Source organism: Mesorhizobium sp. M2A.F.Ca.ET.043.05.1.1, from assembly GCF_003952445.1.
GTDB lineage: Bacteria > Pseudomonadota > Alphaproteobacteria > Rhizobiales > Rhizobiaceae > Mesorhizobium.
Genome location: NZ_CP034446.1, coordinates 5,866,539 through 5,889,099 on the forward strand (window position 1 = coordinate 5,866,539; position 22,561 = coordinate 5,889,099).

General features: G+C 65.2%; 22 protein-coding genes. 15 read left to right on the plus strand and 7 right to left on the minus strand.

Translation table 11 applies throughout. The features are described 5' to 3' along the window. From EJ069_RS28200 to EJ069_RS28215, 3 genes are all read left to right on the plus strand, one after another. Positions 1-1,287, plus strand: a complete 1,287-nt coding sequence (locus EJ069_RS28200) for a glutamate-5-semialdehyde dehydrogenase (RefSeq protein ID WP_126063937.1) — start codon at positions 1-3, stop codon at positions 1,285-1,287. A gap of 330 nt (positions 1,288-1,617) precedes the next feature. Beyond that, on the plus strand, positions 1,618-2,205 hold the full coding sequence (locus tag EJ069_RS28210; protein WP_126064895.1) for a nicotinate-nucleotide adenylyltransferase: 588 nt from the start codon (positions 1,618-1,620) through the stop codon (positions 2,203-2,205). Positions 2,206-2,459: 254 nt separating this feature from the next. Continuing rightward, positions 2,460-3,746: an MFS transporter gene (locus EJ069_RS28215; protein ID WP_126063938.1), complete on the plus strand. Its 1,287-nt coding sequence runs from the start codon at positions 2,460-2,462 to the stop codon at positions 3,744-3,746. A gap of 5 nt (positions 3,747-3,751) precedes the next feature. Here EJ069_RS28215 and EJ069_RS28220 read toward each other — a convergent pair whose 3' ends face one another. Next, positions 3,752-4,603 (minus strand): mechanosensitive ion channel domain-containing protein, encoded by an 852-nt coding sequence (locus EJ069_RS28220; RefSeq protein ID WP_126063939.1) that lies wholly within the window; start codon positions 4,601-4,603, stop codon positions 3,752-3,754. 243 nt (positions 4,604-4,846) lie between these two features. Between EJ069_RS28220 and rsfS the strand changes: the two genes are divergently transcribed. The 8 genes from rsfS (at position 4,847) to EJ069_RS28260 (ending at position 13,238) form a co-directional block, all read left to right on the plus strand. Next, a complete protein-coding gene (gene rsfS / locus EJ069_RS28225; RefSeq protein WP_112128543.1) occupies positions 4,847-5,224 on the plus strand; it encodes a ribosome silencing factor in 378 nt (125 codons plus the stop codon). Between the two features lie 61 nt (positions 5,225-5,285). Continuing rightward, positions 5,286-5,768 (plus strand): 23S rRNA (pseudouridine(1915)-N(3))-methyltransferase RlmH, encoded by a 483-nt coding sequence (gene rlmH, locus EJ069_RS28230; protein ID WP_126063940.1) that lies wholly within the window; start codon positions 5,286-5,288, stop codon positions 5,766-5,768. A 144-nt stretch (positions 5,769-5,912) separates the two neighbouring features. Next, positions 5,913-7,247 (plus strand): murein hydrolase activator EnvC, encoded by a 1,335-nt coding sequence (locus EJ069_RS28235; protein ID WP_126063941.1) that lies wholly within the window; start codon positions 5,913-5,915, stop codon positions 7,245-7,247. Between the two features lies 1 nt (position 7,248). Continuing rightward, complete coding sequence (locus EJ069_RS28240) at positions 7,249-8,580, plus strand: S41 family peptidase (RefSeq protein ID WP_042645671.1); 1,332 nt, start codon at positions 7,249-7,251, stop codon at positions 8,578-8,580. A gap of 241 nt (positions 8,581-8,821) precedes the next feature. Continuing rightward, entirely contained in the window at positions 8,822-10,006 is a 1,185-nt protein-coding gene (locus EJ069_RS28245) for a divergent polysaccharide deacetylase family protein (RefSeq protein WP_126063942.1), read from the plus strand. Positions 10,007-10,047: 41 nt separating this feature from the next. Beyond that, positions 10,048-10,563 (plus strand): RNA pyrophosphohydrolase, encoded by a 516-nt coding sequence (locus tag EJ069_RS28250; protein WP_126063943.1) that lies wholly within the window; start codon positions 10,048-10,050, stop codon positions 10,561-10,563. Positions 10,564-10,738: 175 nt separating this feature from the next. Beyond that, on the plus strand, positions 10,739-11,887 hold the full coding sequence (gene alr / locus EJ069_RS28255; RefSeq protein ID WP_126063944.1) for an alanine racemase: 1,149 nt from the start codon (positions 10,739-10,741) through the stop codon (positions 11,885-11,887). Positions 11,888-11,975: 88 nt separating this feature from the next. After that, a complete protein-coding gene (locus EJ069_RS28260; protein ID WP_126063945.1) occupies positions 11,976-13,238 on the plus strand; it encodes a D-amino acid dehydrogenase in 1,263 nt (420 codons plus the stop codon). A 43-nt stretch (positions 13,239-13,281) separates the two neighbouring features. Here the strand turns inward: EJ069_RS28260 and EJ069_RS28265 are convergent, their stop codons facing one another. Beyond that, the gene (locus tag EJ069_RS28265; protein WP_126063946.1) at positions 13,282-15,444 is read right to left on the minus strand and encodes a phosphatidylserine/phosphatidylglycerophosphate/cardiolipin synthase family protein; all 2,163 of its coding nucleotides are present in this window, start codon (positions 15,442-15,444) and stop codon (positions 13,282-13,284) included. Beyond that, positions 15,441-15,881: a hypothetical protein gene (locus EJ069_RS28270; protein ID WP_126063947.1), complete on the minus strand. Its 441-nt coding sequence runs from the start codon at positions 15,879-15,881 to the stop codon at positions 15,441-15,443. The genes EJ069_RS28265 and EJ069_RS28270 overlap by 4 nt, the downstream gene beginning before the upstream one ends. A 220-nt stretch (positions 15,882-16,101) precedes the next feature. Between EJ069_RS28270 and EJ069_RS28275 the strand changes: the two genes are divergently transcribed. Continuing rightward, positions 16,102-16,674, plus strand: coding sequence for a hypothetical protein (locus tag EJ069_RS28275; RefSeq protein WP_126063948.1), 573 nt, complete (start codon positions 16,102-16,104; stop codon positions 16,672-16,674). Here the strand turns inward: EJ069_RS28275 and EJ069_RS28280 are convergent. After that, on the minus strand, positions 16,671-17,552 hold the full coding sequence (locus EJ069_RS28280) for a LysR family transcriptional regulator (RefSeq protein ID WP_126063949.1): 882 nt from the start codon (positions 17,550-17,552) through the stop codon (positions 16,671-16,673). The two genes, EJ069_RS28275 and EJ069_RS28280, sit on opposite strands and share 4 nt — an antisense overlap. 366 nt (positions 17,553-17,918) lie before the next feature. On the opposite strand from EJ069_RS28280, the gene EJ069_RS28285 reads away from it, so the two are divergent. Together EJ069_RS28285 and EJ069_RS28290 are read left to right on the plus strand one after the other, a co-directional pair. After that, a complete protein-coding gene (locus tag EJ069_RS28285; protein ID WP_126063950.1) occupies positions 17,919-19,415 on the plus strand; it encodes a CoA-acylating methylmalonate-semialdehyde dehydrogenase in 1,497 nt (498 codons plus the stop codon). A gap of 475 nt (positions 19,416-19,890) precedes the next feature. Next, positions 19,891-20,193 (plus strand): hypothetical protein, encoded by a 303-nt coding sequence (locus EJ069_RS28290; protein WP_126063951.1) that lies wholly within the window; start codon positions 19,891-19,893, stop codon positions 20,191-20,193. 41 nt (positions 20,194-20,234) lie between these two features. Here EJ069_RS28290 and EJ069_RS28295 read toward each other — a convergent pair whose 3' ends face one another. Next, positions 20,235-21,035 carry an SDR family oxidoreductase gene (locus EJ069_RS28295; RefSeq protein ID WP_126063952.1) on the minus strand — a complete coding sequence of 267 codons (801 nt, stop codon included), beginning with the start codon at positions 21,033-21,035 and terminating at the stop codon, positions 20,235-20,237. Further along, a complete protein-coding gene (locus tag EJ069_RS28300) occupies positions 21,032-21,361 on the minus strand; it encodes a nuclear transport factor 2 family protein (RefSeq protein WP_126063953.1) in 330 nt (109 codons plus the stop codon). Before EJ069_RS28300 ends, EJ069_RS28295 begins: the two co-directional genes overlap by 4 nt. A gap of 79 nt (positions 21,362-21,440) precedes the next feature. Here EJ069_RS28300 and EJ069_RS28305 point away from each other — a divergent pair, with 79 nt between their 5' ends. Further along, a complete protein-coding gene (locus tag EJ069_RS28305) occupies positions 21,441-21,818 on the plus strand; it encodes a helix-turn-helix domain-containing protein (protein ID WP_108703008.1) in 378 nt (125 codons plus the stop codon). A 5-nt stretch (positions 21,819-21,823) separates the two neighbouring features. On the opposite strand, the gene EJ069_RS28310 is transcribed toward EJ069_RS28305, so the two are convergent. Then, positions 21,824-22,528, minus strand: a complete 705-nt coding sequence (locus EJ069_RS28310) for a GntR family transcriptional regulator (RefSeq protein ID WP_245456342.1) — start codon at positions 22,526-22,528, stop codon at positions 21,824-21,826. Positions 22,529-22,561: the final 33 nt, after the last annotated feature.

Below are 22,561 nucleotides of genomic sequence, written 5' to 3' on the forward strand. Positions count from 1 at the left end.
ATGCTGAAGCTGCATGAAAAATCCGGCGAAGACACGATTGTGCTGATGGCCGATATCGGCCGCCGCGCCCGTGCAGCCGCCCGACCGTTGGCTATCGCTTCCACCAAGGCCAAGAATGCCGCGCTCGCCGCTATGGCCGACGCCATCCTGCGCAACGAGCAGGCGATCCTCGAGGCCAACGCCATCGACATGTCGAATGGCGAGGAGGCCGGTTTGTCGGGCTCCTTCATGGACCGGCTGAAGCTTGATACCTCGCGTATCAAGGCGATGGCCGACGGCATTCGCGAGATCGCCGCGCTCAAGGATCCTGTCGGCGACGTCATCGCAGCATGGGACCGGCCGAACGGGCTGCATATCGAGCGCGTGCGCACGCCGCTCGGCGTCATCGGCGTCATCTATGAGAGCCGGCCGAATGTGACGGCGGATGCCGGCGCGCTTTGCCTCAAGGCGGGCAATCCGGTGATCCTGCGCGGCGGTTCGGATTCGCTCAATTCATCCTCGGCGATCCACGCCTGCATGGTCGAAGGCCTGAAGGCCGCCGGCCTGCCGCAGGATGCCATCCAGCTGGTGCCAACCACCGACCGCGCCGCCGTCGGCGAGATGCTGAAGGGGCTTTCGGGAAATCTCGACGTCATCATCCCGCGCGGCGGCAAAAGCCTGGTCGGGCGCGTGCAGACCGAGGCACGGGTGCCGGTCTTCGCGCATCTCGAAGGCATCTGCCACCTCTATATCGACCGCTCGGCCGATCTCGACATGGCGGTGAAGATCGCGGTCAACGCCAAGATGCGGCGCACCGGCGTTTGCGGCGCCGCCGAGACGCTGCTGGTCGACCGCGCGGTGGCCGCCACGCATCTCGTGCCCATCCTCGAAGCGCTGCGCGCCGCCGGCTGCGAGATCCATGCCGACCAAGAGGTGCTGCGGGCTTTTTCCGAAGCCAGTCCGGCGACCGATGCCGACTGGGTGACGGAATATCTCGACGCCATCATCGCGGTGAAGCTGGTCGACGGCGTCGCCGGCGCAATCGAGCATATCGAGACCTTTTCCTCGCACCACACCGAGGCGATCATCGCCGAGGACGCGCAGGCTGTGGAACGCTTCTTCAACGAGATCGACTCGGCGATCCTGCTGCACAATGCCTCGACACAGTTCGCCGATGGCGGCGAGTTCGGCATGGGCGCCGAGATCGGCATCGCCACCGGCAAGATGCATGCGCGCGGGCCGGTCGGCGTCGAGCAACTCACCTCGTTCAAATACCGCGTGCGCGGGTCGGGACAGGTGAGGCTTTGATGTCGCTTGCCTTAAGAGGCTGAAGCTTGCGCCCAGGCCCCCCTCTCTGGCCTGCCGGGCCCGGCCCTTCGCTGTCGCTCCGGGCGTTCGTCGTTCGGAAAGCCAAGCAATTGGCTTCCCGTCCGCTGCGCGGACCACTCCTCACCCCCCTCAAGGGGGGAGATCAGCAGTTGCGCCGACGGCGCCCGATCTTGGACTTCGGCGATTGGCGAAAGCCAAGGCGACATCCAATCTCCCCCCTTGAGGGGGAGATGCCCGGCAGGGCAGAGAGGGGGGCCTAGCACCATGCTTTCGTCCCTTCAGCCCACGGTTCCCTCGCGTTACTTTCGCATGCCGCACGCCGCCAGGGGCCTGACCGTCGGCCTGTTCGGCGGATCGTTCAATCCGCCGCATGCCGGCCATGCGCTCGTCGCCGAGATCGCGCTGAGAAGGCTGGCGCTCGACCAGCTGTGGTGGATGGTGACGCCTGGCAATCCGCTGAAAAGCGCGCGGGAACTGGCGCCGCTCGCCGAGCGCATCGAGCTTTCCGAAAAGATCACCAGGAATCCCCGGATCAAGGTCACCGCCTTCGAGGCGGCGCAGCATGTACGCTACACCGCCGACACGCTGGCCCTGGTCAAGGCGCGCAATCCGGGCGTCGATTTCGTCTGGATCATGGGCGCTGACTCCTTGCGCGACTTCCATCGCTGGCAGCGCTGGCGCGAGATCGTGCTGACCTTCCCGATCGCGGTCATCGACCGGCCGGGCGCGACGCTCTCCTTCCTGTCGTCGGTCGTCGCCAAGACCTTCGACTATGCCCGCATCGACGAGGGCGACGCGCCCCTGCTTGCCCGCATGCAGGCGCCGGCCTGGACCTTCATCCACGGACCGCGCTCGTCGCTGTCGTCCACGGCGATCCGCAAGGCCGCGAAGGGCTGAGCGCTGATTTTCCCTTCTCCCCCTGTGGGAGAAGGTGGATCGGCGCGCAGCGCCGAGACGGATGAGGGGTGCTCCGGCTTGGCCAACGCGCTCGTCCAAAGCCATAATCGCCGGCGTCTCGCCCCGCTGGAACACCCCTCATCCGTCTTGCCGCTTCGCGGCAATCCACCTTCCCCCACAAGGGGGGAAGGGAAGGCGTGCGATGTCGCTTTTGCGGCGGCCTTTTGCTCTCCGGTAAGCGATGCTGACAAGCGATGCTGGAGAAAACCCCCACCAAGACCGAGGCCGTCCGCGCCGAACAACCGGCGCCGCTGATCGCCATTGCCAGCGTCATCGTGTCGATGGCGCTGATGGCGATCGGCAATGGGCTGATGTTTGCCTATATCCCGGTGCGGCTCGGCGCCGATGGCTTCGACCCGACCTGGGCCGGGCTGATCGTCACCGGGCTTTCGGCCGGCGGGCTCGCCGGCTGCATCCTGACCGGGCCGCTGGTTCGGCGCGTCGGCCACGCCCGCGCCTTCATGGTGCTTTCGGCGCTGATCGCGCTTTCCAACGCGGCGATCGGCGCCGGGCCGATCCCGCTTTTGTGGATCGCCGCGCGGGCGCTTTACGGCTTCTCCATCTGCGGACTGTTCATCGTCGCACAGAGTTGGCTGAACGATGCCTTGCCGAATTCGATCCGCGGCCGGGTGATGGCGGTGTTCTATGTCGCCTATATTGCCGGGCTGGGCGTGGGTTACGCGACGCTCGCCCTGGTCGACATCCACTCGGCGGCCGCGTCGCTGATCGGCATCACCTTCACCGCTCTTTCCATCCTGCCGGTCGGCATGACCAGGCTTGCGCAGCCGCCGGCGCCGCAGGCGGCGTCGGTGGCGCTGCGGCGCGCCTGGCGCATCTCGCCGGTCGGCGTCGCCGGCATGCTGGCGGTCGGCGGCCTGTCGATGATCGTTTCCGGCTTCGCGCCGATCCACGCCACAGCCAAGGGCTACAGCCAGGCCGATGTGGCGCTGCTGTTGTCGGCGATGCCGGTCGGCACGCTGATCCTGCAGATTCCGCTCGGCTGGATTTCCGACCGCACCGACCGGCGCTACGTGCTGGCCGGCGCTGCGGCGCTGGCGACCGTCGCCAGTGTCCTTGCCATCGTCTTCGACGGCGGCGCGCTGATGGCGCTGGTGGTGATCTATCTGATCTGGGACGGGGCGTCGGAATCGATCTACGCGCTGTCCAGCGCGCATGCCGCCGACCGCGCCGCCAAGGACGAGCTTCTGGCGCTGTCGAGCTCGATGCTGTTTGCCTGGTCGCTGGCCGGCTTCATCGTGCCCGGCATCGTTACGGCGCTTTCCGCCGTCTTCGGCACCGCGACCTTTATCTATGTCGGCATCGTGATTGCGTCGGCCTTCTGCCTGTTCGTGCTGTGGCGCGTGACGGCGGGCCGGCCGACACCCGCGGCCACAAGCGGCAGTTTCGCGCCGATGTCGGCGCAGACGCCGCTGCCGGTGGAGCTCGCCTTCACGCCGGACGATAAGCCCCGCCAGGATTGAGCCGGCTACTGCTTGCGCGCTTCCGGCGCCGGCACTTCCGGCGGCGGTAGCGGGATCGAGATGCCTTGGCTGTCGAAGGCCTGCTTGGCGCGCTTGGTCATGTCGATCTGGGTCGAGAAATAGTCGGCGGCCGATGTCCAGTAACGCAGGGTGAGCGAAACCGTCGCGTCGCCGACACTCGCGATGAAGGCGATCGGAGGCGGTTCGCGCCGGATGCGCCTTTCGGCGCCGGCGATGGCAAGAAGCGTCTTCTGCCCGCGGTCGATATCGTTCCACGAACCGATGCTCAAGGTCACGTCGGTGCGGCGCACGCCGTTGCGGGTGAAGTTGCGCACCGGCTGGTTCCACAAAGTCGAGTTGGGCGCCAGTATGTAGACGCCTTCGGCGGTGCGCAGCTTGGTGGCGAAGAGGCCGATCTCCTCGACGGTGCCCGCAATCGCGCCGACCTCGACATTCTCGCCGATGCGGAAGGGCCTCAGCGCCAGGAGCATGATGCCGGCGGCAATGTTCTGCAGCGTGCCCTGCAATGCCAGCCCGATAGCGAGGCCGGCGGCGCCGATCGCGGCGATGATGGAGGCCGTCTGCACGCCGAACTGGCCAAGCACCATGATGACGACGAGGATCAGGATGGCGTAGCGCACGACCTGCGAGAAGAAGTGCCGCAAGGTCTCGTCGAAGCCGTGGATGTGGCCGAGGCCGGCATAGATCGAGCGTTCGGCAAGCCCGGCGACCAGATAGCCGACAACCAAAAGGATCACGGCGCCGATGGCCGAGAAGGAATAGGAAACGATCAAGGTGCTGAGCTGCGCGAGCCCGGCCTGGATGGTGATGAGGGCGCTTTGCGGGTCGGTGGGCATGGCAGGGATCCCGTTGGTCGGTGCGCCGATAACCCACGCATCCGGGATCAGTTCCCGCTTTTCAGACACTGCTAAAACGGCGATCCGGACCAGGCGCGGCCCAGGCAAAAGGGGCCGTCGTCTTGAAAGTGCAATGGAACTCTGCCTATCTAAGTGGTGTCACCTGATTTGCATGGTGATTTGGTTGTTCTTGTTGGGAAAGGAAACACACTGAGAACAGCACTGCGGAAGAAGGCTGATATCATGCCTTCGCCGGCCGGGATCAGCGGCAACGCCGCCGCGACCCTCGCCCTCGACACAGTCCTTGCCAGTCTGGAAGACTCCAAGGCCGAAAACATCGTCTCAATCGACATCCAGGGAAAATCGAGCCTCGGCGACTATATGGTCATCGCCTCGGGTCGATCGCACCGTCATGTCTCGGCTGTCGCCGATCATCTCCTCAAGGCGCTGAAAGATGCCGGTCTCGGCAATGCGCGCGTCGAGGGGCTGGCCAGCGCCGACTGGGTCCTGATCGATTCGGGCGACATCATCGTCCATGTCTTCCGCCCCGAAGTCCGCGAATTCTACAATCTCGAAAAGATGTGGCAGGCGCCGGACCTCGAGGAAGAGACCTTGCACTGAGCCTTGATCCGCGTGCCGTGAACCATCACGGTGTGCGCTAGACAAGCTCGCCGGGGCGAGGATGAAGATCACCGTTCATGCCGTGGGCCGGATGAAGACCGGCCCCGAGAGAGAACTCGCCGACCGCTATTTCAAGCGCTTTTCGAAGAGCGGGCCCCCGGTCGGGCTGGAATTTGCCGGCATTGTCGAGGTCCCCGAGAGCCGCGGACAGAACGCCGACGAGCGCCGCCGCGAGGAAGCCCAGAAGCTGCAGGCCCAGTTGCAAGCCGGAACCGTTCTGATCCTGCTCGACGAACGCGGCAAGTCGCTTTCGTCGGAGGATCTTGCCGCCCGCATCGGCCAATTGCGCGACGCCGGCCGCAAGGCGCTGGTCGTCGCCATCGGCGGCGCCGACGGTCATGACAAGGTCTTGCGCGAGCAGGCCGACCTTGTGCTGTCCTTAGGCGCGCTGACCTGGCCGCACCAGCTGGTGCGCGTGATGCTGGGCGAGCAACTCTACCGGGTTGCCACGATCCTGGCGGGTCATCCCTATCATCGGTCGTGAGGAGCGCTTGCCATCTCCAAAAGCTGGGGATTGCTTATCCCGGCTCGGATTTTCGCCTCAAAGGCTGAACATCACTGCTGGAGTAGGGCGCTTCCAACATGGTTGATGGTTCGTTAACGAAGCGGCGGATAGGTTAGAGGCCTGATGTCTGAAGGCTGGTACCCGATCACGCGCACCTGGCGCAGCCGCTGCGGCTTGACCCTTGTCGCCGCCGTGGTCGCGCTCGGGCCGGTCCGGGCGGCCGAGAACACGCTGGACGCGGCGCCGGATCCCGATCAGAGCCGGGCCGAATACGAGCAGGTCTCCAAGGAGATCACGCTGTCATCGGAGCGGCTGGCCAAGCTTGCCGCCGACATCGCCTCAGTGCGCAAGGATTATGCCTCGATCACCGCGGCGCTGATCCAGTCGGCGATGACCGAGCAGAAGCTCGGCCAGGACATCGAGGATATCGGCGCCAAGCTCGAAGGGCTGAAGGACGAGGAGCAGAAGCTGCGCGCCTCGCTCATTTCGCGGCGCGACGTGCTGGCCGAGGTGCTCGGCGCGCTGCAGCGCATGGGGCTCAATCCGCCGCCGGCGATCCTGGTCAAGCCCGAGGACGCGCTGTCGTCGGTGCGCAGCGCCATCCTGCTCGGCGCTGTCGTGCCGGAACTGCGCCAGCAGACCGACAGGCTGATGGCCGATCTCAAGGAGCAGACCAGGGTTACAGCCTCGATCGAGGCGGAACGGGCGCGACTCACCGCCGCCGTCACCGACCAGACGGCGGAGAAGAAGCGGCTCACCATGCTGCTCGAGGCCAAGAAGAAGCTGCAGGCCGATACCCAGACCGCGATGGCGGCCGAGCAACGGCACTCGCAGGAGCTGGCGGCGAAGGCGAGCAGTCTCAAGGACCTGATCGCTTCGCTCGAAGCCGACAAGGCGCGCAAGGCGCAGGACCAGGCCAAGGCGGGCGAACGGAAATCGACCGACAGCGACACGACGGCCTCGACGACCGAGCTTGCCGCGCTGCCGGTGCCCGAGGCCAACCGCCTCACGGGATCGGCGCCGTTTTCGGCCCTGCAAGGCCAGATCGCGCTGCCGGTCATCGGCAAGATCAAGCGGCGTTTCGGCACCGATGATGGCAATGGCGCGGCGATGCAGGGCGACATGGTTGCGACACAATCGGGGGCCATCGTCACCGCACCGGCGGATGGAAACGTGCTTTATGCGGGGCCGTTTCGCTCCTATGGTCAACTCTTGATCCTCAATGCGGGCGATGGGTATCATGTCGTCCTGGCGGGGATGAGCAGAATCAGCGTCGCGACGGGACAGTCGGTGCTCGCGGGAGAGCCGATCGGCGCGATGGGAGAGGCCCGGGTGGCAAGCACCTCGGCCTCGCGGAATGAAAATTCGACGTCGGAACTCTATGTAGAGTTCCGCAAGGATGGAAAACCCGTCGATCCAGCCCCATGGTGGGCGGATCGATTCTCTGGAAGGACGTGAAATGATGCGGAAACTGTCGCTTCTGTTTGCCGGCGCGCTGATGGGCGCATCGGCAATGAGCCTGGTCTACGGCACACCGGGCTCGGCGGCGAACGCTGCGGGTTCGGAAACCTACAAGCAGCTGGCGATCTTCGGCGACATCTTCGAGCGCGTGCGCGCAAATTATGTGACGCCGCCGGACGACAAGTCGCTGGTCGAGAACGCCATCAACGGCATGCTGGCCTCGCTTGACCCGCACTCCTCCTACATGAACGCCGAGCAGGCGCAGGACATGCGCGTGCAGACCAAGGGCGAGTTCGGCGGCCTCGGTATCGAGGTCACGATGGAGAACGATCTCGTCAAGGTGATCACGCCGATCGACGACACGCCGGCCGCCAAGGCGGGCGTGCTTGCCGGCGACTACATCGCCAAGATCGACGGCGAGGAGGTTCGCGGCCTGACCCTCAACGACGCGGTCGAGAAGATGCGCGGGCCGGTCAACACGCCGATCAAGCTCACCATCCTGCGCCAGGGCGCCGACAAGCCGATCGAGCTGACGGTGGTGCGCGACATCATCAAGGTCAAGGCGGTGAAGTACCGGGTCGAGAACGACATCGGCTACATGAAGATCACCTCCTTCACCGAGAAGACCTATGACGATCTCGAGAACGCCATCGAGAACATCAAGAAGCAGGTGCCGAACGACAAGCTGAAGGGCTATGTGCTCGACCTGCGCCTCAATCCGGGCGGCCTGCTCGACCAGGCGGTCAGCGTGTCGGACGCCTTCCTCAAGCGCGGCGAGATCGTTTCGACGCGCGGCCGCGATCCGAAGGACGTCACCCGCTTCGACGCCAAGCCGAAGCAGGTCGACGACATCAACGGCAAGCCGATGATCGTGCTGGTCAATGGCGGTTCGGCGAGCGCCTCGGAAATCGTCGCCGGCGCGCTGCAGGATCTGCGCCGCGTCACGGTGGTCGGCACGCAGTCCTTCGGCAAGGGCTCGGTGCAAACCATCATCCCGCTCGGCGAGAATGGCGCGCTCCGGCTGACGACAGCGCTCTATTACACGCCGTCGGGCAAGTCGATCCAGGGCAAGGGCATCACGCCCGACATCAAGGTCGACCAGCCGCTGCCGCCGGACCTGCAGGGCCGCGATCTGACCCGTGGCGAATCCGACCTCAAGGGCCACATCAAGGGCGCCGACGAGAGCTCGACCGGTTCTGGGTCGGCCGCCTATGTGCCGCCGGATCCGAAGGACGATCTGCAGCTGATCTATGCCGAGCAGCTGCTGCGCGGCGAGAAGACCGACCCGGCCTTCCCGCCGAACCCGGACAAGGCCGTGCTGAACCAGTAAGGCCGTCACGGCCGGGGCAAGGCTCTGGCCGGCCAAGCGAAGCAATGCGATGCTGCCGGGACCGCGAGGTTCCGGCAGTTTGATTCGGGGACCGCGGCCAGAGCAATTCCAGGAAAAGTGTGAGCGGTTTTTCGTCCGGAATTGCGTAAAAACAAAGAGTTAGGCGCCACGCGTCTGGGGTATCGCGCCGAGGATTGCGCAGGATTTCACGTTTAACGTGACGGCGTGTTGGGAACTTAACTTGGCAGACATCGGCAAGGACATCGAACGCCCGCTTGGACAGAAGCTCCAGCCCAAGCGGCGTGCTTCGCGCGGCATCAGCGGCGGCACGCTTGCCGCTGTGCTGGCCGTGCTAGCCGTGATCGGCGTTTCCGGCGCCATCGCGTTGCGCGACAAGCCGTTCCGTAAACCGCAAGACGTGGCGGTTTCCACGCCGAAGGTGGTCGCTGCTCCCGCCACACCCGCACCGTCGCCGGCTCCGGTTGCGGCCGCGACGCCGCAGGCCAGCACGCCGATGAAGAGCGGCGGGCCGCAGATCATCCACGTCCAGACCGAGGAAGGCGACAGCCCGCCGAAAGCGGCGATCGTCATTCGCGATCCGTCGACGCTTGGCCAGAACCTCAAGGTCGCGCATATCCCGGACAGGGCGCTGATCGAAGCCAGCGACACGGGTCCGCTGCCGATCCGCTCCGCCGACGGCAGGCGGCCCTTCGACGTCTATGCCCGGCCGTGGTCGGGGGCGCGCGGCGCGCGGGTGGCGATCGTCATTGGCGGGCTCGCCGTCTCGCAGACCGGCACGCAAGCCGCCATCGCCAAGCTGCCGGCCGAAGTGACGCTCGCCTTCGCGCCGCAGGGCAACAGCATCGGCCGATGGATGCAGGCGGCGAGGCAGAGCGGGCATGAGATCGTCATGCAGGTGCCGCTAGAGCCGTTCGATTATCCCAACGTCAATCCCGGCCGCAACACGCTGACGGTGTCGGCTAGCCCGGACGAGAACCTGAAGAGCCTGCATTGGGCGCTGTCCAGGACCACGAACTATACTGGAGTCATGAACTATATGGGCGCGCGCTTCTCGGCCGACGCCTCGGCGATGGAGCCTTTCATGGCCGAGCTCGGCAAGCGGGGGCTGGCCTATATCGATGACGGCTCATCCTCGCGCAGCGTCGCGCCTGACCTGGCGCTGAAGGACGGCGTGCCGTTCGTCGCCGGCGACATGGCGATCGATGCCGTGCAGGACCGCGGGGAGATCCTGAAGAAGCTGGACAGTCTGGAAGCCACGGCGCGGGCCAAGGGCTCGGCGGTCGGCATCGGTTCGGCTTTCGACATCACCGTCGACACGGTCACGTCGTGGATCACTGAGGCGAAGAAGCGCGGCATCGAGATCGTGCCGATCTCGGCTGTGGCGATCGATCCGCAAAAGGGCTAACGCTACCCGCCTCGCTGCATTCAATCCTGGAACGCTGACTCATGGCCAAGACGATCGATCCCGAAACGCTGCCTTACCGTCCCTGCGTCGGGCTGATGATCCTCAACAGAGCCGGCCTGGTCTGGGTCGGACACCGCATCGCCGAGCCGGACAGCGAGTTCGCCGGCACGACGCAGCTCTGGCAGATGCCGCAAGGCGGCATCGACAAGGGCGAGGAGCCGATCGAGGCCGCGGGCCGTGAGCTCTATGAGGAAACCGGCATGCGCAGCGTGTCGCTGCTTGCCGAGGCGCCGCGCTGGATCAATTACGACCTGCCGCCGCATCTGGTCGGCGTCGCCTTCAAGGGCCGCTATCGCGGCCAGACGCAGAAATGGTTCGCCTACCGTTTTGAAGGCGACGAAAGCGAGATCGCGATCAATCCGCCGCCCGGCGGCCACACGGCCGAGTTCGACGAATGGGCCTGGCGGCCGATGCGCGAGCTGCCCGAGCTGATCGTGCCGTTCAAGCGCAAGGTTTATGAGCAGGTGGTGGCGGCATTCGAGCATCTTGCTCCCTGAGGCTGTCGATATTCAGGTGAGGCCGGCCTGCAAATGGCGGCCTCCTGCGCTTCCGGTGCTCACGTACTTCAAGTACGCTGCGCTCCGGTTCTCGGAAGCCACCATTTTCGACTCGGCCTAACCTGAATCTCGACAGCCTCAGAGCGGTTGCTCGACGTAATGATGGGAAGTCGCCATGGATGACGACGCCAGCCGTGCTTTGACGGGACACGCGACCGGCGGTCAGCCGGTCAGCGAGGCCGCCGCCGGTGCGATCCTGACGATCGACCTCGGCGCCATCCGGGAAAACTATCGCCGGTTGAAGGCGCGGCTGGGCGGCGTTCGCTGCGCCGGGGTGCTCAAGGCCGACGGCTATGGGCTTGGCGCCGCCCAAGTGGCGGCGGCGCTGGCGAAAGAGGGCTGCGACATCTTCTTTATCGCGCTGCCCGGGGAGGGCATCGCGCTGCGTAGGGCGACCGGTCCCGAACCTGATATCTTCGTGCTGAACGGATTACCGCCAGGTTCGGAGCCGGAAGCCCTGGCGGCCGGACTTTGCCCTGTCGTCAACAGCGCCATCCAACTGAAAGCCTGGCGCCAAGCCGCGCGGGGCGCGGGCCGGAGCCTGCCTGCCGCCATCCAGGTCGACAGCGGCATGGCCCGGCTCGGCATGGCGCCGGCAGAAGTCGAGGCGGTCGCGGGCGAGGCCGGCGCCTTCGACGGCATCGACATCCGTTTCGTGATGAGCCATCTCGCCCGCGCCGACGAGCCCCAACAGGTGGCCAACGAGAAGCAGCGGCACGAATTCGACCGGTTGCGCAAGATGCTGCCCGCGGCGCCCGCCTCCTTGGCCAACTCGTCGGGCATCTTTCTCGGACCTGCCTATCATTACGACCTTGCCCGTCCCGGAGCCGCGCTCTACGGCGTCAACCCGACACCCCACGAAGCCAATCCGATGCTGCCGGTGATAAGGCTGGAAGCCAAGGTGGCGCAAACGCGTGAGATTGGCGCCGGCGCCGGCGTCGGCTATGGCCACACCCACCAGGCAGACGGGCCGCTCAGGCTGGCGACCATTTCGCTGGGCTATGGCGACGGCTGGCACCGGCGCGCCGCCTCGGCCGCCTGGTTCGAGGGCGTGCGTTTGCCCTTCGTCGGGCGCGTGTCGATGGATTCGATCATCCTCGACATTTCGGCGCTTCCGGCAGGCAGGCTCGGCGAGGGGGACCTCGTCGAACTCATCGGCCCCTCGCAAAGCGTCGACGACGCGGCCGGCCACGCCGGCACCATCGGCTACGAGATATTGACCAGCCTGGGCGCGCGCTTTCACCGCCGCTACGTCGGCGCCTGACCACGCCCCTTGGCGGGCGCCGCAAAATCCGGCACACAGATGAACGAGCCAAAGCGCCTCGGCGTGCACGGCCTTTGAGGGAGATAGAATGAAAGTCATCGTGCTGGGCGGCGGCGTCATCGGGGTCACCACCGCCTACTTCCTCACCGAGGCCGGTCATGAAGTGACCGTCTACGATCGCCAGCCGGGGCCGGCCCTCGAAACCAGCTTTGCCAATGCCGGCGAGGTGTCGCCGGGCTATGCCTCGCCCTGGGCCGGGCCGGGCGTTCCGATCAAAGCCGTCAAATGGCTGTTGATGAAATACGGCCCGCTGGTGGTGCGGCCGGCGTTCGACCCGAATATGTGGACCTGGCTGCTGAAGATGCTGCGCAACTGCACGGCCGAGCGCTATGCGCTCAACAAGTCGCGCATGGTGCCGCTTGCCGAATACAGCCGCGACACGCTGAAGGCACTGCGCGAGGCGACCGGCATCACCTACGACGAACGGGCCAAAGGCACGCTGCAGCTCTTCCGCAAGCAGAAGCAGCTCGACGGCACCGGCGGCGACGTCGAGGTGCTGAAGAAATACGGCGTGCCCTACGAGATCCTCGACCGCGACGGCTGTGTCGCCGCCGAACCGGCGCTCGCCGCCGTGCGCGACAAATTCGTCGGCGGCCTCAGGCTTCCGGGCGACGAGACCGGCGATTGCAAGATGTTCACCGACAAGCTTGCTGAGCTCTGCGTGGCGCGGGGCGTGACCTTCGAATACGGCTCGACCATCCGGAAAGTCGTCAGGAACCGGAACCGCCTCACCAATGTGCTCACCGACAGCGGATGGAAATCCGCCGACGCCTTCGTGATGGCGCTGGGCAGCTATTCGGCGCAATTCATGCGCAAGCTGGGACGACCCATTCCGGTCTATCCGGTCAAGGGCTATTCGATCACCGTGCCGATCACCAATGCCGAGGCCGCGCCGGTGTCGACCGTGATGGACGAGACCTACAAGGTGGCGATCACCCGGCTCGGCGACCGCATCCGCGTCGGCGGTACGGCGGAGATTTCGGGCTATGATCTTCGCCTGCATGAATCGCGCCGCCGCACGCTCGAACATTCGGTCGGCGATCTTTTCCCCGGCGGCGGCGATCTCAAGGCGGCGAGCTTCTGGTGCGGCTTGCGGCCGATGACGCCGGACGGACCGCCCTTGGTCGGACTGAGCGAGGTTGCCAATCTCTATCTCAACACCGGCCACGGCACGCTCGGCTGGACCATGGCCTGCGGCTCGGCCAAGGTGCTGGCCGACATCATGTCCAACCGGGTGCCGGAGATCAACGCGCGCGACCTCAGCCCAGAGCGGTATCTGAGGCCTATTTAAGCGCTCTGCTCGGTATGGAATCGAGACGGCGCGCTTCAATCCCTCAGAACGCCTCTCTGACCCAATTGTCGCTGAACAGCAGACGGTAGGCCCAGCCGATCGTGACATTGGTGGCGACCGGCCGTGAATGCGCAACGTAGTCCTGGTAGATCGGCTTCATCCTGGCATAGAAGGCCGGATCGAGCACGACCATGCCGTTCTCCGAGTCATGGAAGAAGCTGCGGTTGTTGAGGTTGACCGATGAGATGGCGACCAGCCTTTCGTCGATCATCATGATCTTGGAATGCAGCACGACATCCGGCGCCTTGAACTCGCGGATGTTGATGCGGTCGCCATATTTCTCGACGAACAGCTTGTTGAGCGCGGTGAGGAAGCGGCCGCCGATATCACCCTTGAGGTCAATGCGGCCGACGACGTCGATCTTCACGCCCCTGGCCAGCGCCCGGTCGAAGGCGCGGGCGATATCGGGCGTCAGGTTGAGATAGGGATTGACGATCTCGATGCGATGCTCGGCGGTGTCGACCAGCTCGACGAAATAGGCCTCCAGCGCGTGCCCATCCTCATAGGGCACGGAAATGAAATGCCGCGCCACGCCGCGCGGGGCCGCCCGGGAACGGACCGGAATCGAGAACGGCCGCGACAGATTGGTGTCGGCGTCGCGCAGCCAGATGGTCGACAGATGCGCGGCCAGCGTCTCGACGGTCGCCTGGTCGGCGATCTCGATGTCGAAGTCGCTCCAGTTGGAATAGTAATTCAGCGAGAAGCCGTCGGTTTTGCCGTATTGCTCGAGGCCCGGATAGCGGGTCAGGTCGACCGGCCTGTGGAACAGAAAACCGTCATGGATGTTGCGGCCGCCGATGATGACGCGCGAGCGCCCGGGCTGTTCGGCCAGCGTCGCCAGCATCTTGACGTGATGGGTCTTGTGCAGCTGTGAGATTTGCTCGTCGAACGGCGCGCCGTGATCGGCCTGCCAGCGATATTCCTGCAACTCGACATTGGGGAATTCCGACGCCAGCAGGTGCAGCATGGCGTCGTCCTTCTCCCGCTCCAGCACGTCGGTGACCAGGATGCGCACCTTGGTGCCGAGTGCTGCGTGATGGCGGATCAGCCGCTCCATCAGGCGGCCGGAGAAATCCGCCTTGAATTCTAGCGACGACAGGTAGATCAGCCTGAGTTTTGGGGCGTTGGAGAAATCGAGCGGCAGCTCCGGGTCGGCTTTGTCGAAGGCGCTGTCGGGCAGCCTCTTGCCGAGCAGGGCCTCGACCTTGGCATTGAAGCCGTCGCGCGACTTGCGCAGCAGGGTCGGAGATCCCAGCGGCAGCGCGCAGGTCTGCGACAGCCAGCGGCTCGCATAAAAGACGCGGTCGAGTTCCTCCATTCGCGCCGGCTCGGGCACGGGGCAGCGGTCGTAGCGGCTGTCCAGAGCCGTGATCCAGGGGTCGGCACTCTCTTCGCGCAGCAAGGTCAGCGGCGCGCCCGCCGGCGCCAGGGTTGAACTGATGCGCAGATCGCAGCGGGTCAGCGCCTGGTCCGGAAACAGGCTGGCGGATGTTTCGGCGACCGGCAGGCTCAAATGGAATGGCGAGGCTGCGGCGACTGTGGAGGATCGGCCCGATGCGCGGATCGCGAGCGGGCCGTTGCAGGTGCCGCCGATGTCGACAGTATGCTGGCCTGCCTGCCGCAGCACGATCTCGACCGAGCGCGCCTGCAGGCCGGAGAAGCTGAAGGTCTTGGGCGCCGAGGGCCGCGCGGCGGCATCGAGATAGAGGGTCTGGCGCGACATGCGCCAGCGCCCCGCGAAATAGCCTTCGCCCGGCTTGCCTGGCGTCGGCGCGAGTTCCGTGTCGTCGAGCGGTTTCGCCAACCGTTGCAGCGCCGGATAGGTCGCATGGAAGCCGCTGTTCCGGACATCGCGCCAGTCGCGGCCGAAGCGGCCGGTGCCGTTGGCGCGGTCGAGCGCATCGAGGCGGCTTTGGGCGAGCAGCGCCTGGAATTCCCTTTCGTAGGCGCTGTTGCCGTCGCTGGCGAAGTAATGCGCCATGGCGATGCCGTCGCCGCTGCTGTCCGCCGAGACGGGCAGGCGGTCGCAGGCGTCGTCGCCCGGAAAGAAGGCGCAGGCTGAGTGTCCGTGCATGCCGTCGCAGCCGGCCAGCACCGTCAGCGCCAGTCCAAGCAATGCCTTGGCGACGGCAGATCCGATGCTCATCCGGCGGCCCCGTTCACGGCATTGAGCTGGGCGGGGTCGCGTGGCGGCAGGAAGCCTTGCGGAAAGATCCGGCAGACGGGAAAAGCGAAGGTGGCGATCAGAAGTTCGGCCTCGTTTCGCATCTTGCGCGGCGCCGCCTTGTCGTCTCGAATTTTCCGCGCTGAAGCGACGAGCGCGCCGTCGCAGTCGCAATGATTGCGCCTCGCAATGTAGCAGGCGTCATGAACCCGGCAGGCGGCATCGAGGCGGTCGACGGGCCTTGCCGACAGATCGCCGGTGCGCGTGCCCGGGCCGCAATAATTGCCGATGACGAAAGGCGAGGGCCGCGACATGGCATAGCGAACCGGCTTCGGCAGCTCTGCCTCCGGAACCTTTGCCCAGGGATTGGCGCAGTCCGACAGGAAAAGTAGCGGAAGAATGGCAAGAACGGCTCGCATTTCCCCGCCGGTGTTTCGAAGATTGTCCCCCAGAGCGTTTCACCGTTTCACGGCGAACCGCTCTATCTCTTTATTCTGACGCAATTCCTAGAATTGCTCTGGCGCCCGGCCACGGCATGGCCAGGCGCGCTGGTGCCACAGTGGCTGAATTTGTGGCGGAGGCAAGGCGGCCAGGACCAACTGCCTGTGATAAGATCGGCGGCAGCGAGGGGACTTTGCAATGCGTCTTTTTCTAGTGGCGGCGACCGCATATCTGGCCTGCGCCGCGTCGGCGCTGGCCGCGGACAAGACTGTTCATGATAGGGAACACGGCTTTTCGTTGACCTATCCCGAGGAATGGGCAAGCGAAACCGCCTTTGACAACACCATCCGGCTCAAGATCAAATCCGGCGAAAAAGGCCTGGCCTGCAGGGTGTCGCAAAATGCCTACGACCCGACTGCTCCGGACAATCCGCCTGATGTCAGGGCGTTCATGGAGAAAGACTGGCAGATGAGCAACTGGCAGACCACGGTCGGCGTCGCCTATCAGTCTGCCAGCTTCAGCCAGGACAGGCTGGCGCATTTCCCGGACGGCTATCCGGTGCGGATCGCCGACATGGATTTCCACTATGCCGACGAGAACGTCAGCTTCTACGGCCATTCCCGCATCGCGCTGACGCTACGCAGCTCGCATTACGGCTTCATCGATTGCGGGATTTCGGCCGACAGCGCCGAAGAGGCGGCGCGCAAATGGGCGCCGCTTGCGGATCAAGCCGACAAGATCGTGAGCTCGTTCGTGCTCGACGCGGATTAGACGAAAAGGCCGCGCTCGCGTTCCACCGCCTTGGTGATGAAGTTGGCGACGAGCTGGACGCGGCGCAGCGGCCGCACCGATTCATGATAGACCAACCAGTAGGCGCGGCGGATCGGGGCGACGATGTCGACCGGCACCAGCTCCGGCATCGAACGGGCGACGAATGTGTGCAGGATGCCGATGCCGGCGCCGGAGCGCACCGCTTCGGCCTGGCCGAGCGCCGAGGAAATGGCGAAGCTGGTGCGCCATTCGGGGCTGAACTCGGCGGCATAGTCGAGCGAGGGGCTGACGATGAGGTCCGGCACATAGCCGATCAGCGTGTGCCGGGCGAGCTCGGCCGGCGTTTTCGGCAGGCCGTTGGCTTCGGCATAGGCCCGCGAGGCGAAGAGGCCGAGCGTGTAGTCGACAAGCTTGCCCGCCACCAGCCGGCCTTCGGTGGGCCGTTCGACGGTGATCGCGATGTCGGCCTCGCGGCGCGACAAGGAGAAGGAGCGCGGCACCGGCACAAGCTGGATGGTGAGCTCGCGGTGCAAAGCGGTCAGTTCGCCCAGCCGTTTTGCCAGGAAGGCGACGCCAAATCCGTCGGGCGCGCCGATGCGCACGGTTCCCGAAACGTCGTCGCCCTCGCCGGCGATGGTCGAGCGCGCGGCGATCATGTCGCCTTCCATGCGCTCGGCGATGTCGAGGAAGCGCTCGCCGGCGGGCGTCAGCTCGCTGCCGGTGGTCAGGCGGCGGAAAAGCTTTGTCCTTAATGCTTCCTCGAGCGCGGCGATGCGGCGCGAGACGGTGGCGTGGTTGAGCCCCAGGCGTTTCGCTGCGCCAAGGATCTGGCCGGCGCGCGCCACGGCGAGGAAGATGCGGACGTCATCCCAGTTCATGGGGATGGTCCTGGTAATAACGATCAAGGCCGCGTTCTGTCGCGCCCCCCTCTGTCCTGCCGGACATCTCCCCCACAGGGGGGGAGATTGGCAGTGTCGCCGGCAGCGCTTTCTCCTGCATCGGCGATTGGCGAAAACCGACGCGACATCTGATCTCCCCCCTTGTGGGGGAGATGGCCGGCAGGCCAGAGGGGGGCGCGAGAAAACTCAACCTGAGAAGTCCTTCACGTCAGGCATTTGCGACAATTAATGCACACTCCGCTGCCGTTGTCTATTTTCCGCACAACGGTTGCGATCTTCCTCGCGTTGCCATCGCCGCCGCAAAGGCGGACAATGGCATCATCACGAAATCCAGGGAGAGAAACCATGATCGAATACGGTCATTTCATCGGCGGCAAGCGTGTCGCCGGCACCAGCGGCCGCAAGCAGGATGTGATGCAGCCGATGGACGGCTCCGTGCGCGGCACGGTGGCGCTGGCCTCGCAGGCGGAATTGCGCGCCGCGGTCGAGAATGCCAAGGCGGCGCAGCCGAAATGGGCCGCCACCAACCCGCAGCGCCGCGTGCGCGTGCTGATGAAGTTCCTCGAGCTGGTCCAGCGCGACTATGACGAGCTGGCCGACATCCTGGCGCGCGAGCACGGCAAGACTATCGCCGATGCCAAGGGCGACATCCAGCGCGGCCTCGAAGTGGTCGAGGTTTGCATCGGCGCGCCGCACATGATGAAGGGCGAGTACACCGACGGCGCCGGCCCAGGCATCGACGTCTATTCGATGCGCCAGCCGCTCGGCGTCGTCGCCGGCATCACCCCGTTCAACTTCCCGGCCATGATCCCGTTGTGGAAGATCGCGCCGGCCATCGCCTGCGGCAACGCCTTCATCCTGAAGCCGTCCGAGCGCGACCCGGGCGTGCCGCTGCGTATCGCCGAGCTCTTCATCGAGGCCGGCCTGCCCGAGGGCGTCCTCAACGTCGTCAATGGCGACAAGGAAGTGGTCGACGCCATCCTCGACGATCCGGACATCAAGGCCATCGGCTTCGTCGGCTCGACACCGATCGCCCACTACATCTATTCGCGCGGCACGGCTTCCGGCAAACGCGTGCAGTGCTTCGGCGGCGCCAAGAACCACATGATCATCATGCCCGACGCCGACATGGACCAGACGGTCGATGCCCTCATCGGCGCCGGCTACGGCTCGGCCGGCGAGCGCTGCATGGCGATCTCGGTGGCGGTCCCGGTCGGCAACGACACCGCAAACCGGCTGATGGAAAAGCTGGTGCCGCGTGTCGAAAGCCTGAAGGTCGGCCCGTCGACGGATTCTTCCGCCGATTTCGGCCCGCTGGTGACGGCACAGGCGCTGGAGCGGGTGAAGGGTTACGTCGATATCGGCGTCAAGGAAGGCGCCAAGCTCGTCGTCGATGGCCGCGGCTTCAAGATGCAGGGCTATGAGAACGGCTACTATATGGGCGGCTGCCTGTTCGACAACGTCACCGCCGACATGCGCATCTACAAGGAAGAAATCTTCGGGCCGGTGCTCTCGGTGGTGCGCGCGCCGCGCTACGAGGACGCCATCAAGCTCGCCAACGACCACGAGATGGGCAATGGCGTCGCCATTTTCACCCGCGACGGCGACGCGGCCCGTGATTTCGCCTCGCGCGTTCAGGTCGGCATGGTCGGCGTCAACGTGCCGATCCCGGTTCCGATCGCGTATTACACGTTCGGCGGCTGGAAGGCGTCTTCCTTCGGCGACCTCAATCAGCACGGCCCGGACGCGTTCCGCTTCTACACCAAGACCAAGACGGTCACCTCGCGCTGGCCGTCCGGCATCAAGGACGGCGCGGAATTCGTCATCCCGACGATGAACTAGCCGGACGGTTTCTTTAGCTGCGCGTCCTCGCCGCGTTGCGGCTGCGGGCGCGCGGCGGGCATCAAGGACGGCGCCGAGTTCGTCATTCCGACGATGAACTAACCTGACGGTTTCCTGTTTGCGCGTCCTCGCCTTCGGGTGCGGGCGCGCGGGCGGGCTCGACGATGAACTAGCCGGATGGTCGTCTAAGTTGAGATTGAGGAAGCGCGGTGCAAACCGCGCTTCTTTTTTGGAGTGATCCGCGTTCGGGATGTGGCGATCGGACTGCCGCTTTCACGGGTTGGCGGCTCTACTCGGATACATGGTCTGCGGCACAGCGCGTCCACAGAGCATCCGGACCTCCCGATAATTCCATCGCCGTGTGATGGAACCAACAGACCGGTATCCGCCTTAGGCTGTATTCCTGCCATGCGTGCAGGCAACCGAACAGCGCCGGTGGCAGCCGGGGTTCTCGTCTGGCGCGAGGAGGTGTCAGATGACACGATTTGTTGTGGCGGCAATGTTGGCGGCAGCGGCGATCACCCTTGGAGCTGCCCCGGCAAGCGCGGCCGCGCAATGCGCGGCCCGCGCGGACATCATCAAGGCGCTGGGCGACAAGTTCCACGAAACCGAGGCCGGGCGCGGCCTGATCAATCCGAACGTCGTGCTGGAGATTTTCGTTTCCGATCAGGGCAGCTGGACGGTTCTTGCCTCCGACACGAAGGGGCAAAGCTGCGTTCTCTCGGTCGGCGAGGGCTGGGACAGTCCGACGATCAGGGCGGCGATGCCGGGCGCCTGAACGAAGGCTGTGCCGCAGCGAGCCTGGCGGCAGGGCGCCGCTCAGACCGTCGGTATCGTACCGCCGTCAATGACATATTCGGCGCCGTGGATCGCCGATGCGCGATCCGAAACCAGGAAGGCGACCAGCTCGGCGATCTCTCGCGGCCATGCCGGCCGGCCGATCGGGATGCCGCCCAGCGCATCCATGATGCCCTGACGCGCGGTTTCCTCGTCCGACCCGGCATGAGCGGCCAAACGCTTGACCATGGCTTCCGATGCGGTGGTGTGAATCCAGCCTGGCGCCACGGCGTTGACGCGGACGCCTTTGGGGCCGAGTTCCTTGGATAGTGCCTTGCTGTAGGTCGAGAGCGCGGCCTTTGCCGCCGCATAGGCAATGGTGGATTCGTGCAAGGGCAGGCGGCGCTGGATCGACGAGATATGAACGATCGCGCCCGATCCCTGCTTGATCATCTCGGGAACCAGCAGTCGGTCGAGCCTCACCGCCGCAAGCAGATTGAGGTTGAGTTCGTCCTGCCAGATCCGGTCGGACAGCGCCGCGAAACCGCCGCCCGGGCTTTTCGACCCGCCAACGCTGTGGATGACGATGTCGATGCCGCCGAGTCCGTCGATAGTGGCGGCGGCGACGTTTGCCGCACCGTCGAGAGTGGCGAGGTCGGCTTGCACGAAGAGTTCCGCCGGTGTTCCGGCGTCGGGCGAACGGGCGGTCGTCGCGACCCTTGCGCCTGCCGCGGCAAGCCGATGGACGATAGCTTCGCCTGCGCCTTTGGTGCCGCCGGTCACCAGCACGCGCTTGCCCCGGAACTCCTGGTCATCGATCGCGAATGTCTGCCGGATGGTCATAGGCCGATCTCCAGTTTCGCGATCCGGTCGCCGCCCAGCGTGAAATTGTAGTGGAGCGTTATCGGGCTGCCGGGGAAATCTCCGGAGACGATACCGGCGATCCGCCATGCGTTGGCTGTGACACCGGCCTCCTTCACCTCGACTTTCGCGTGATATTTGTCGGTCGTGCTTTGCATCCACTGACGGATCGCTTCGGTTCCGCGATGGGTCTCGCCTTCGTCCTTGACGATGGCCTCCGGTGCGAAAGGCACGAGCATCGCGTCGATGTCGTGGCGGTTGTTGGCGGCGAAATAATCCGCCAACGGCGGAGGAAGGGTCACGGTCACGGTTTGTCTCCAATTGGATGCCGCCGTCTGTAGGAGGGGGCAGCTGTTGTCGGCCGCTAAGATGAGGTATGCTGCGAAAATGACAAGAACCGACGAAAAAGTAAGGTACTTACCTGAAAGTGAGCCCGAGCCTCTGACGCCTTCGTCCGCGGCGATCGGCGTCGAGAACGTGCTGCGCATTCTTGAAGGCCGGTGGAAGCTGGTGATCCTGTTTCACCTGTTCGGCGGCAAGGTGCTGCGCTTCTCCGACCTCGAGCGGGCCATTCCCGCGATCTCGCAAAAGATGCTGATCCAGCAACTCAGGCAGATGGAAGCCGACGGCATCGTGCGCCGCATCGTCCATCACCAGGTGCCGCCGAAGGTCGAATACTGTCTGACCGACTGGGGTCAGGCGCTGTGCCCGGCTCTCGATGCCCTGTTGAAGTGGGCGGCGAAAAAAGAGCCGGCTGAGAACTAACGGCGTTATCGGGTCGCGGCGACCTCGGCGTGGCCGCGCAGCAGCGCCATCAGTTTCTTGGCGTCCTTGGCGGCGCCTTCCTCGTCGCCGTCGAGGATCGAGCGGATCAGCGCGACATGATGCTCGGCTGATTCGGCAAGACCGGTGTCGGCCTTGTAGCGGAACCAGAAGCGGCGGCTGTGGCTCTGCAGGGGGGCGGCCACTCGCGCCGCGAAGGGATTGTCGGCGGCGATGGCCAGCGCCTCGTCGAGCGCCTTGTCGGCCTGGATGAAGGCAAGCACGTTGCCCGAGATCACCGCCTTCTGCATGGCCAAAGCCGCCTCGTGAAACAGGTCGGCGGCCTCGCGTGTGACGAAGCGGGCGGCCGATCGGGCGAGCACGACCTCGATGCCGCGCCGCGCATCGAGCACCCGCAGCCAGTCGCCGGCGTGAAGTGGCGCGACCGCGATGCCGGCGCGGGGTCTTATGTCGAGAAGCCCTTCCCAGGCCAGCCTCTGGATCGCCTCGCGCACCGGCGTGCGCCCGAGACCGAGGCGATCGATCAGCGCGCCTTCCGTGACGAAGCTCGACGGCGCCAGCTCGAGCGTGACGATCATGTGCTCCAGCGCGCGATAGGCCTTGGTTGCCGCCGGCTCGAAGGGGGCGTTCGCATCAGCGGATATCAGTGGGGAGATCAATGGCGGGCTCCTGATATATTTTTCATATATCATAACGGATTCAGCGTTGACACACCAATTCTTAAT

Coding starts and splice junctions, on each gene's coding strand:
- EJ069_RS28265 (WP_126063946.1), bottom strand. CDS start 15,444: ATGAGCATCGGATCTGCCGTCGCCAAGGCATTGCTTGGACTGGCGCTG.
- alr (WP_126063944.1), top strand. CDS start 10,739: ATGGATGACGACGCCAGCCGTGCTTTGACGGGACACGCGACCGGCGGT.
- EJ069_RS28310 (WP_245456342.1), bottom strand. CDS start 22,528: ATGATATATGAAAAATATATCAGGAGCCCGCCATTGATCTCCCCACTG.
- EJ069_RS28215 (WP_126063938.1), top strand. CDS start 2,460: ATGCTGGAGAAAACCCCCACCAAGACCGAGGCCGTCCGCGCCGAACAA.
- EJ069_RS28280 (WP_126063949.1), bottom strand. CDS start 17,552: ATGAACTGGGATGACGTCCGCATCTTCCTCGCCGTGGCGCGCGCCGGC.
- rsfS (WP_112128543.1), top strand. CDS start 4,847: ATGCCTTCGCCGGCCGGGATCAGCGGCAACGCCGCCGCGACCCTCGCC.
- EJ069_RS28270 (WP_126063947.1), bottom strand. CDS start 15,881: ATGCGAGCCGTTCTTGCCATTCTTCCGCTACTTTTCCTGTCGGACTGC.
- EJ069_RS28235 (WP_126063941.1), top strand. CDS start 5,913: ATGTCTGAAGGCTGGTACCCGATCACGCGCACCTGGCGCAGCCGCTGC.
- EJ069_RS28250 (WP_126063943.1), top strand. CDS start 10,048: ATGGCCAAGACGATCGATCCCGAAACGCTGCCTTACCGTCCCTGCGTC.
- rlmH (WP_126063940.1), top strand. CDS start 5,286: ATGAAGATCACCGTTCATGCCGTGGGCCGGATGAAGACCGGCCCCGAG.
- EJ069_RS28200 (WP_126063937.1), top strand. CDS start 1: ATGCTGAAGCTGCATGAAAAATCCGGCGAAGACACGATTGTGCTGATG.
- EJ069_RS28240 (WP_042645671.1), top strand. CDS start 7,249: ATGATGCGGAAACTGTCGCTTCTGTTTGCCGGCGCGCTGATGGGCGCA.
- EJ069_RS28285 (WP_126063950.1), top strand. CDS start 17,919: ATGATCGAATACGGTCATTTCATCGGCGGCAAGCGTGTCGCCGGCACC.
- EJ069_RS28260 (WP_126063945.1), top strand. CDS start 11,976: ATGAAAGTCATCGTGCTGGGCGGCGGCGTCATCGGGGTCACCACCGCC.
- EJ069_RS28220 (WP_126063939.1), bottom strand. CDS start 4,603: ATGCCCACCGACCCGCAAAGCGCCCTCATCACCATCCAGGCCGGGCTC.
- EJ069_RS28305 (WP_108703008.1), top strand. CDS start 21,441: ATGACAAGAACCGACGAAAAAGTAAGGTACTTACCTGAAAGTGAGCCC.
- EJ069_RS28275 (WP_126063948.1), top strand. CDS start 16,102: ATGCGTCTTTTTCTAGTGGCGGCGACCGCATATCTGGCCTGCGCCGCG.
- EJ069_RS28295 (WP_126063952.1), bottom strand. CDS start 21,035: ATGACCATCCGGCAGACATTCGCGATCGATGACCAGGAGTTCCGGGGC.
- EJ069_RS28210 (WP_126064895.1), top strand. CDS start 1,618: ATGCCGCACGCCGCCAGGGGCCTGACCGTCGGCCTGTTCGGCGGATCG.
- EJ069_RS28290 (WP_126063951.1), top strand. CDS start 19,891: ATGACACGATTTGTTGTGGCGGCAATGTTGGCGGCAGCGGCGATCACC.